General features: G+C 56.4%; 8 protein-coding genes and 1 pseudogene. All 9 read right to left on the bottom strand.

Features of this window, described 5'->3' with window-relative positions; translation table 11 throughout:
- Nucleotides 1-407 (bottom strand): annotated as a pseudogene (locus tag BUA15_RS12935) (sulfotransferase); the annotation flags it as partial.
- Nucleotides 408-412: 5 nt separating this feature from the next.
- Nucleotides 413-1297 carry a sulfotransferase domain-containing protein gene (locus BUA15_RS12930; protein WP_072716413.1) on the bottom strand — a complete coding sequence of 295 codons (885 nt, stop codon included), beginning with the start codon at nucleotides 1295-1297 and terminating at the stop codon, nucleotides 413-415.
- A gap of 181 nt (nucleotides 1298-1478) precedes the next feature.
- The gene (locus tag BUA15_RS12925) at nucleotides 1479-2330 is read right to left on the bottom strand and encodes a sulfotransferase family protein (protein ID WP_072716412.1); all 852 of its coding nucleotides are present in this window, start codon (nucleotides 2328-2330) and stop codon (nucleotides 1479-1481) included.
- A gap of 21 nt (nucleotides 2331-2351) precedes the next feature.
- Nucleotides 2352-4187: a heterocyst formation ABC transporter subunit HepA gene (hepA, locus tag BUA15_RS12920; protein WP_072716411.1), complete on the bottom strand. Its 1836-nt coding sequence runs from the start codon at nucleotides 4185-4187 to the stop codon at nucleotides 2352-2354.
- Entirely contained in the window at nucleotides 4184-4687 is a 504-nt protein-coding gene (locus tag BUA15_RS12915) for a polysaccharide biosynthesis/export family protein (RefSeq protein WP_072716410.1), read from the bottom strand. The genes hepA and BUA15_RS12915 overlap by 4 nt, the downstream gene beginning before the upstream one ends.
- A gap of 62 nt (nucleotides 4688-4749) precedes the next feature.
- Nucleotides 4750-7122 carry a GumC family protein gene (locus tag BUA15_RS12910; RefSeq protein ID WP_072716409.1) on the bottom strand — a complete coding sequence of 791 codons (2373 nt, stop codon included), beginning with the start codon at nucleotides 7120-7122 and terminating at the stop codon, nucleotides 4750-4752.
- A gap of 39 nt (nucleotides 7123-7161) precedes the next feature.
- The gene (locus tag BUA15_RS13890; protein ID WP_245772050.1) at nucleotides 7162-7965 is read right to left on the bottom strand and encodes an exopolysaccharide biosynthesis polyprenyl glycosylphosphotransferase; all 804 of its coding nucleotides are present in this window, start codon (nucleotides 7963-7965) and stop codon (nucleotides 7162-7164) included.
- Nucleotides 7848-8672: a nucleoside-diphosphate sugar epimerase/dehydratase gene (locus BUA15_RS13885; protein WP_245772049.1), complete on the bottom strand. Its 825-nt coding sequence runs from the start codon at nucleotides 8670-8672 to the stop codon at nucleotides 7848-7850. Before BUA15_RS13885 ends, BUA15_RS13890 begins: the two co-directional genes overlap by 118 nt.
- A complete protein-coding gene (locus BUA15_RS12900) occupies nucleotides 8669-9877 on the bottom strand; it encodes a glycosyltransferase family 4 protein (RefSeq protein WP_072716408.1) in 1209 nt (402 codons plus the stop codon). Before BUA15_RS12900 ends, BUA15_RS13885 begins: the two co-directional genes overlap by 4 nt.
- Between the last annotated feature and the right edge of the window lie 128 nt (nucleotides 9878-10005).

The following is a 10005-nucleotide window of genomic DNA, read 5'->3' as shown; positions in this document are numbered from 1 at the left end:
CCTTCCTCCTTCGACACCTGCTGCAACCGCCGTCGATGCTCAGCCAGGTGCGGCAACCCCTCCGTCGGATGACTGTTGCGATGCGAAAAATACGCCGACACAATGATGTCCCGCGGATCCCGAATCACATGAAATCCCCGAAACGAAACACCCTGCAACCCGTCCACATGAGCCTGGTCGGCCGTAATGCAGCAGGCAAAATCAACCCCCTCGCGCGTCAGGTAAGTCCCCAGCTCCTCACGCCGGATGTCCCAGCGCAGGTAGTCGGTCAACGGCCCGTGCGCATGCGGCGTAAGCGGATCAACCACCAGCCGCTTGCGCAATCCGGCCTCCCGGCATACCTGGCCAATAATTCCATGAATCCAGGTGGACGCACACTTATGATGGCCAAAGTAAACGTACAGCATACGTGTCACCCCGTACATTCGCTGGGAACAGCTCGCGCTGTAAGACTCCAGTTGTCATCTGGCTCATAGCCCAGCTTTACCAACAGGCCCGGATACCGCTCCTTGAAGAGCGCCACATGTTCTTCAGTAAAGTGGTTTCGCCAGTCACCCGGCTGCCCTTTCCGATAATGACTTTTTGGATCTTCCTGCCCTCTGGAGCGACGGGCCAGACGCTCAAATTGCAACTCGTAGACAATCCCGAGCAGTTTTTCGGCTGGAATCGTGCGGCGCGGCCAGCGTCCCCATCCTCCCCACCGCCGCGCCACTCTGTTCCACACAAAGCGAGGCGTATCAATAAGTTGGCGCCACCAGGTCCAATCATCTTCATCCAGCAACCCCAGAAAGGCAAAAATCTGCAATATCGACTCGTAAGGCCGGGCCGTTACTTCTTCGAACTTCAGCTCCAGCACATGAGGCATCGAGAAGTCCCAGTCGGCAATAGGCCGGAGATATCGCTCGCTGAATTCAATCTCTAACCGTATCCCCTCTTCCTTGGGTACGCGACGGAGGCGTTCTTGATGGGCATATTCTTCCGTTCCAGGCTTGAACCAGTGGCTGTAACGATGCGAAAAATAAGCCGATACAATAAGATCGCGCGGATCGCGCACTACATGCACCCCTCGGAAGTTCTGAAGTTGTCGTACTTCGTCAATCTCTGGATTGGCACAACCAAGGACAGGATGATCTGTTTTCTGGTAAAAGTCGGCAAAATTCCACCCCCATCGTGTGCTTTTATAAAAATAAACATAAGGTATCCCCAACATAGCACAGGCGCGTTCTGCAATCGCGCTGAGCCACATGGAGGCACACTTATGTCGCAGAAAGAAGATAGCCTGAATTTTCGTTCGCATGCTCACTCTATCTTCCAGTTTACATGCAATAATAATCCGAGAAACATCCACGCCAGACAATTAGCTCGGCCTCAATAGCACAGTTACCTTTCTGCTTCTCAATACTAGTTATACACAAACTAACTCACAACCTTATCAAACAAGCACAACCTAATATATAAACTTCTACACGATTACATATCTATTTGTACCCAGTAAGCTTCATAAAACGATCACACTTAAACTCTATATAATTAATCTCGCGCAAAGATAATACCTTTTTATATTCCTTATTTCTGCCTTCAATAATATTCCCTCCTTTTAATGCATTTAAGTCACCTCGTGCTTTTCTTTCTTTAAGGATAAACATATCTTCCTCGAAATCAACGCCCAGAAAATCACACACTTTACACAATTCATTCTCAGGATTGTCAACCAGATCTTCATACCTTACCCAAAAAATGTTATTTTCAAGTATCCAGCAAACCAAATCATTCCATGATTCTACAAATCTTCTAGTAACTCTTCCTCTTTTTTCAGGGTGCTTAAGAACTAATGATTTCCAGACTTCTCTGGGATCTCTAATAATCGCTATAGTCACTACACCTTTTTGATAGTTTCTTTTGAAGAAGAAATGATTACTGTAATGCCCATTATATTTACTATAATATATTTCCTTAAAGCCTATCAGTTTATCATTAACATTTCTCAAAAGAAATTTTAGCAAAATTGCTGGATGTCTTTTCCATGTATTAGAATGAACTAATTCGCAAATTTCATCTGTATAAACAAAACCATCATACTTCCATTGATGGTAAGGTTCACTCAAACAGATAATTTTGGAATGCGAATTCAACATGGAACACAATAATGTTGTCCCAGATCTAGGCACTCCTACCACCTGAAACAAACGATTTTCTTTTCCATCGAGAGGAAATGCATTCCACAAATAAAAAGACGAAAGTTGCTCCCATACTCTTATCATTCCCAATTCTCCCAGTAAGCGCCGCACTGCACGATAACTAAATGAACCCTTCGGAGCCTGGATGTTCATGCTTATTTTACAGTCATGGACTCAAACAAGCTGATGTTGCAATCGATAATAAGTCCACAAATACCCTTTGCGCTCAATCAGTTCGTCATACGTTCCCTGCTCTACAATACGGCCAGCTTCCAAGACAACCACAAGATCCACATTTTCAATGGTTGAAAGCCGGTGGGCAATAACAATAACCGTACGCCCCGCCATCAAACGCTCAAGCGCCTCCTGCACCAGCCGCTCCGACACACTGTCCAGCGCGCTGGTGGCCTCATCAAGCACCAGAATATCCGGGTCGCGCAACAATGCCCGCGCAATCGCGATCCGCTGACGCTGCCCCCCGGATAGCCTGGTCCCCCGATCCCCCACTACCGTATCGAATCCTTCTGGCAACTGTTCAATGAACTCCAATGCATTGGCCTGAGCCGCCGCCCACCGAATGCGCTCCTCAGATACATCCTCTAACCCATAGGCAATGTTGGCCCGGATCGTGTCGTGAAACAGGAAAGTGTCCTGGCTGACCACCGCTACCCGGCGTCGAATGGTGTCGATCCGGTACTGGCGCAGGTCAACCCCATCATAGAGAATCTGTCCTTCGTCCGGGTCGTAGAGTCGTACGATCAGATCAGCCAGCGTGCTCTTGCCCGCGCCCGAAGCCCCCACAAATGCCACGGTCTGTCCTCTGCGAATGGTCAGATTGATGTCGTGCAGCACCCGCTGGCCCGGTTCATACCCAAAGCTGACGTGGCGCAACTCAATGGCCTCGCGCAGCCCCTCAAACGGGATGGTTCCATCGGGCAGATACGGCTTATCGTCCCGCCGCAGAATATCAGCGACAGCCTGCACAGCCCCCCGCTGCTTGGCCCACATAGCGCGCAGGTTGTTGATGTTCTGAACAAGGGGGAGCATGCGGAAAAAGGCAAACAGAAACGTAATGAGCACGGCCATGCTGATGCGACCTGGCAGCACGAAATATTGCACGGCCACAATGATCAACCCGATGAGCGCAATCGAAGCAACCGCCTGCGAAAGGGGTCCAATAAGCGCCTGCTTGCGACTGATCTGTACGACAACATCGGCAGCTTCCTGACTGACCCGCCTGAAGCGCGCCGATTCGAACGCCTGCGCGCCGTGCGTCAGCACTGTGCGGATACCGGCAATGAGCTCCTGCGCCCGCGAGGCAATCCAGCTATTAGTGCGCGTAATCGCGTTTCCTTCCCGTTTCAAACGCTCAACCAACGCGCGCACGACCACAAATAACCCGGCCGTCATCCCGATCGCCACCAGGGCCAGCGACCACGAAAGCGCAAAGATCGCCGTGCCGTACACCACGAGCAGGAATCCGTTGATCAGGATCGCGCTAGAGGTGCCAAACAGAAAGCGCAACCGCTGGATCTCGGCCGTAAGCACATTCAGCAGATCACCGGCCCGCCGATGCGCATAGAACTTCAGCGAAACAGCCTGCAACTGGTCAACAATCTGGCAACGCAGCCGGTGCAAAATGGCCTCCTGCAGGCGGATGCTAAACTGCTGGGCCGCATAGCCCAATCCCCCCCGCAGCAGAATGGCCAGCAGAATCAATCCGGAGAACCAGTACAGGCGCGTCATGACCGGCGCATCGACGCGCAGCAGATGCTGATCAATCCAGGCCCATCCCGTAGCGAATCCCTTGGCCTCCGGATTCATCAGACTATCCAGAAAAGGCACCAGCAACCCCAGCCCAACGCCTTCAAAAGCAGCGCCCAGACCGGTCAGCACTACCGTCAAAACAAATAGCCGCCGGTGCGCCCAGAGTTGCTGTAAAATCAGGCGCATGCCCTCTTCCTGACGCCAGAGATGGCGACGCAGCCCGTTCGTCACCTGCTTTATCATCGAAATTCTCGTCGAATCAGTAGGTAGAGCGTCAGCATCTGGGCAATGGTGCGCGTGATTTCAAAAGCTGTGCGCCAGCCAAAGCGTCTGCGCTGGCGCATCTCAACTACGAGAATATCCCCTTCCTGAAGCGGCGGATAGGGTCGAGCCCCGCCACTGACCAGCCGTTCCAGCCGCTCACGGTAAATCTCCCGGCGTTCCCCTTCCACTTCGCGAAAGATGCGTACCAGATATTGCTGGCGGACGCCTTCAGGCGTGCTGCCCACTCCCGGGACCTTTGCGGCAGACAACAACGGAATCAGATCTACCCCCCGTTCCACCCGCCAGATCCCGGGCTGCCCCACCGCTCCCCAGATGTACACAATCATGGTGGGCCGCCCGGGCCGGTAAAACTCAAACTCAAACGAAGTCCCGCCCAGTCCGCCCACTGGCTGGGCCTGAGCGACTCCAAGAATTCCCCAGCTCAGCAGTAACCACCCCCATCCTGTTTTATGGCGCATCGGTCCTGTGGCTCTCATTGCATGACGGAACGCCGAACGATCTGCCCGCTCCTGCGCCCCCTTTAGCCGGTCGCCGCTTCCCGGGCATAGTAGCCGTAGCTCTTATGGTATCGGCGGCCATAGCCATACCCATAAGCATAACCTTTGCGTTTATCAGCCCGGTAGCGGTTGAACACCACACCTGCAATCGACACATTAACCGACTCGAGCGTCTGCCGCGCAATATCCAGCGCTTTAATATCAGTGCGCCCTGCCGAGACCACCATCAGCGTTGCCTCAGCCAGTTGCGCCAGCAGCACCGAGTCAGTAACCGCCAGCACCGGCGGAGAGTCCAGCACGATGACGTCAAAGTGCTTGCGCAAAAACTCCACCAACTGCGCCATGCGCGGCGACCCCAGCAACTCAGGTGGTGGCTGGTCAACTACGCCAGCCGGCAAGAAATACAGGTTGGGGATATCCGTAGCCCAGCTTTCAGGATCCGGCCGCATTTTGCCCAGCAACAGCTCAGCCAGGCCTGGCTGATCGGCCAGTCCGAGCAATTCGTGTGCCCGTGGGCGCCGCAGGTCCGCATCTATCAGCAACGTACGCTGCCCTCCGTGCGCACTCGCTACCGCCAGATTGGCTGCTACTACCGTCTTGCCGTCGCCCATCTCCGGGCTGGTTACCAGCCACGTCGTCGCACGGCCTTTGTTGGCCTGCGTGTGTTGCAGATTAGTCCGAATCAGTCGGAAGTTTTCGGCAATGGGCGACCAGGGATCTAGCAGCGTAATGAGCGTAGTGCTGCGCGGTCGATTATCGACCTCGACAACTTTCCGCCCCCGAAAATGCTTCCGAATATAGGGCTCCATCGCAGGGACCACGCCCAGCAGCGTATAGCCATGCTCCCGCACCTGCTCGGGATCGTCGAGCTGGGTATGCATCGCCTGTTTCAAGAAGGCCAGTCCCAGTCCCAGTCCCAGACCAATCAGAATCCCCAGCACAATGTTCTGCGCCCGGTTTGGACGAACCGGCACGGTCGGGACAAACGCGCTGCTGACGATCTTTACATAGCCCAGCTCAGATTGCTCAGCAATCATGATGCGCTGGAGCTCCTGCACAAACGTTGTGTACCACTGCTCGGCCATTGCGCGGCGCCGCTCCAGCTGCTCCAGCTCGATCTGCTGACGCGGCAGACGGGCAAGCTGATCTTCATACTTGGCCAGCTCCTGGTTGAACGCTTCAATCTGGCGTTCAAGCTCCTGAATCGCCAGTTGTTTTTCGATCCGCCGGGCGCGAAGCTGCTCCACATAGCTCAAAGGCTCTGTGGCAGGCGTCTGGCCGCTGCGTCCCAGCATCTCCTGGACCAACTGCGCCTGCAGCGCTTCCCGTTGCTTTTCAAAGTGATCAATCTGCCGAACAATCTCGACCAACTGCTGGTCTCCCAGCTTCTCTTCATTACCGCGCAATTTCGGATTGAACACGTAGTACTGCTCCGCCTGCACTTTCAGCTCAGCAATCTTTTTCGAAAGCGCATCAATCTGCGCCTCCAGCGTGGCAACCTGTCGGCTTTTGACCAGCTCGTTGACCAGGCCAGGTTCCAGCTTCTGCAGTTCCTGCTCGATGAATTGCAACGCAGACTTTTCCTGCTCCAACTGGAAACGAGCAGCATCCCGCTGCGCTTCAAGCTGCGCGACTTCAGCGACCAGACGTTCCCCCTGGGGGCCCAGACGCACCACCTGGCGCGAACGCGCAAACGCTTCCCACTGGCGCTCCAGCGCTTCCAGCTCCTGACGGCGCTGCTCAACCTGCTTTTCGACAAACTCCCGCGCGGCCGCCAGACTTTCACGGCTGCGCTCCCGGCTATACTTCTCATACTCTTCCGCGTAGCGGTTGGCGATCACGGCCGCCTCCTCTGGCGTCGTACTCTCGGCCGTAATGACGATCATGTCCTGGTCAGAAAGCGGCCGGAAGCGTACCCGCTCGCGCAGCCGAAAAGCAATCTCTCGGATGCTCGGCTCCCGACCATCTTCGGTAGGCGCCAGAATTGGAAACCGCTCCTTTGCGCCCGCCGTCTCTGCGGTGGCCACAATAGCCTTAGCTACCCGCGTGGCCAGCTCCGCCGAGTTTTTCAGGATGCCCAGTTCGTTGGAAAGGGCCCTGCGCTCAATAGGCGTAAACGCCGCCACGCTGACCGGCGCATTGCCACTGCCGCGCGTGTCCACAAAAACAATCGCGCTGGACTCATACACCGGCGGTAGCGTGTACGTATAGGCCCCAATGACCCCGGCCACGACCAGCGTGGTCAGCAGAATAATCCATTTACCACGCCGGATCGTATGCCAGATTTCAGCAAAGTTGATGCGCCCTTCGTCGCGCGTTTCGCTGGAAGCAGGCGGCAATCCCCCTCGTTGCCCGCCTCGGGCGACGATCAGCGAGTGATGTCGATAGTGTGCCATAGCTTTCCCCTGGGACACTCCTTGGTCAACAAGCTCTGATTAACAGGCCCCTTCGCCGGTCAGCACCACCGGCACCGTACGGGCCAGGATGTACAGATCCAGCCAGGGCGTCCAGTTATGAATATAATGTACATCCATTCGCACGCGATCTTCAAACGTAAGCCCATTACGTCCTGATACTTGCCACAGGCCGGTCACCCCGGGCCGCTTCTGGAGAATGATGCGATCCATGCCATCCATCTGAAGACGCTCCTCGGGCATGTAGGCCCTGGGCCCGACCAGACTGAGATCGCCACGCAATACGTTCCAGAGCTGAGGCAGCTCATCAATGCTAAAGCGCCGCAGGTAGCGCCCCACACGGGTTACGCGCGGATCGTTGCGCAGCTTATGGAACAACTCGTACTCTTCCCGCAGATCCGGGCGCTCACGCAACAATTCTTGCAGCCGGCGCTCTGCATCCTGATACATGGTGCGAAACTTCAGCAGCGGGAAACAGCGCCCGCCCCGCCCCATGCGCATCTGCCGATAAAACACGGGTCCGGGCGAATCCAGCTTGATCAGCAGGGCCACCAATGCAAAAAGCGGCAGCAGCGCCAAAAGCAGTATGGAGGCGCCCACGATGTCCATGGCCCGCTTAAGCGCCCGCGCCCGCAGATTCCAGTAGGAATGCTGCACGCCATAGCCGAGCAATCCCTCAAAGGAGCGCGCCGTGCTCCAGAAGGCAATCATGCCGGGATTTTCGGGCAGCACAAAAAGCTGCCGGAAGTAGCGGCTATAACGTTCCAGCAGGTCCAGCACCTCCCGGTGGCTCTGGCCCGAGAGCGCCACAATAGCATGGCGCACGCCATAGCGGAGCCCGCCCGCGGTGCATCCTGGATGCGTCCCACCACGGGAACGTCCCCCAGCCTGTCCCCAACCACATGCTGGTCAGACAGCACGCCAACAGGCCGCAATCCTAATTCAGGCCAGCGCCTCATCGTTTGCACCGCCAGTTCTCCAGCGCCGCCCGTCGCCATCACCAGCACCGGCACGCCCCACCATTCCGTCCGAGCCAGCAGCAACCGGGCAAACAGATGCCCCATGGGCACCGTAACGACAGCCACCAGCCAGCTTCCTCCCAGTAAGGTCGCATGCCCTGCCTGCAATGGCGCGGCAATCAGCAAGCTCCCTACGGGCAAAGCATATACCAATCCCGTAAGGATTGTCAGGCGCCGCAACTCGGCAGCCGGATGCATGACCACCGTGCTGTAGCATCCCAGCATGCCAATCCCCAGCACCAGTAAGCCAGCTGTTACCCACGTAGCCAACGCAAACGTGGGATACACATCCCCCAGCACCTTCTCTCCCCATCCCTGCAGAAACAGGGTCACGCCTCCCAAAATCAGCAAATCTGCCCCCAGCAGGGCCAGTCCCGACAGGAACTGCCGCGGGTAGAGACGCCGGTAGCGTGCCGGACGCGACCAGGTAGCCTTGCGCACAGGCGCTACCCGGACTGTCGAGATGCCTTTGTGCCCGTCTCCCCCCGTCTCTGTCAGTACCAGCTCCTTCATACCGGTATTTCAGGATTGGCTTTCTGTTTACGCTTCGAAAACTGCCGAAAGGCCTGTTCCACCAGGCGACCGAACGCTTCCCGAAATCGGGCTACCGAAAATCGTTCGGCTTGCAGACAAATGCGCTCCACGCTCAACGTCTTCTCCAACTGTTCAAAGCGCTCAACAGCCTCGCACAGAGCCGCCGGGGTCTGTTCGTAAAAGAAGAGCCCTGTTTCCCCTTCAACAACTGTCTCCCGCACCCCGCCGCGGCCATAGGCAATCACGGGCGTACCGCACGCCATAGCTTCGACCGGCACAATGCCAAAGTCTTCCTCGGCTGCAAAGACAAAAGCACGCGCTCGCTGCATGTAGGTGCGCATCACCTCGAACGGCTGATAGCCCAGCAACTCGATGTTTGGCGCAGCCAACCGAGCAATCCGATCCCGCTCGGGCCCGTCGCCAATGACCACGAGCTTGCGCTGCGGCATGCGGGCGAACGCCTGCACGATCAGATCCACCCGCTTGTACGGCACCAGCCGGGAAACAGTCACATAGTAGTCCTCTTTGTTTCCGTCGGGCTGGAACGAGGCCGTGTCAACAGGGGGATAGACGACGCGGGCGCGTCGCCGGTAGATTTTCCAGATGCGTCGGGCCACATGACGCGAGTTGGCCACCAGCACATCTGGTCGGGTAGCGGTTGTGGCATCGTAGAGCCGCAAGTAGTGCAGAATCATCCGCGCCAGCCAGCTACGCACCCCGCGCTCCAGTCCCCCTTGCTTCAGGTACTGGAAGTACAGGTCCCAGGCATAACGAATCGGGCTATGCACATAGCTGATATGGAGCTGATCCGCGGTGGTGAGCACGCCTTTGGCCACCACATAGCTGGACGAAATGACCAGATCATATTCCCGCAGATCGAATTGCTCAATGGCCAGCGGTGCCAGGGGCAAATAGTAACGGTAGGCGCGTCGAGCAAAGGGCAACCGCTGAATGAACGACGTTTGCACCGACCGCCCCTGCAAAAAGGCCCGCTGATCAGGCGGTAAGTATTCGATCAGACTGAACAGATCGGCGTTGGGGAACAGGTGAAGCATCTGCTCCAGCACCCGCTCGGCGCCGGCATAGACGGGCAGCCAGTCGTGCACCAGGGCTACCCGGCACCCCGCATCCCCGTTTTCCTTACCATAATGCGCGCCGTTCAACCGGACGCCTGTGACCTGCATACCCCTTTGTCTCAATTCGTTTAAGCAAGGCCTGCTTCTTACCCTTCAGGCTACGAAAAGATACCTATTGGCAAGCTTTTCGGACGTCCGGTTTCAGCGCCTCCAACGGCGGCAAGTGGCCCAACAAA

Source organism: Rhodothermus profundi (assembly GCF_900142415.1).
In the GTDB taxonomy this organism is placed as follows: domain Bacteria; phylum Bacteroidota; class Rhodothermia; order Rhodothermales; family Rhodothermaceae; genus Rhodothermus; species Rhodothermus profundi.
The sequence above is the reverse complement of the archived record's forward strand: the minus strand, read 5'-3'. Positions and strand labels throughout refer to the sequence as shown.

Coding starts and splice junctions, on each gene's coding strand:
- BUA15_RS12915 (WP_072716410.1), bottom strand. CDS start 4,687: ATGCGCCATAAAACAGGATGGGGGTGGTTACTGCTGAGCTGGGGAATT.
- BUA15_RS13885 (WP_245772049.1), bottom strand. CDS start 8,672: ATGAAGGAGCTGGTACTGACAGAGACGGGGGGAGACGGGCACAAAGGC.
- BUA15_RS12900 (WP_072716408.1), bottom strand. CDS start 9,877: ATGCAGGTCACAGGCGTCCGGTTGAACGGCGCGCATTATGGTAAGGAA.
- BUA15_RS12930 (WP_072716413.1), bottom strand. CDS start 1,297: ATGCGAACGAAAATTCAGGCTATCTTCTTTCTGCGACATAAGTGTGCC.
- hepA (WP_072716411.1), bottom strand. CDS start 4,187: ATGATAAAGCAGGTGACGAACGGGCTGCGTCGCCATCTCTGGCGTCAG.
- BUA15_RS12910 (WP_072716409.1), bottom strand. CDS start 7,122: ATGGCACACTATCGACATCACTCGCTGATCGTCGCCCGAGGCGGGCAA.
- BUA15_RS12925 (WP_072716412.1), bottom strand. CDS start 2,330: ATGAACATCCAGGCTCCGAAGGGTTCATTTAGTTATCGTGCAGTGCGG.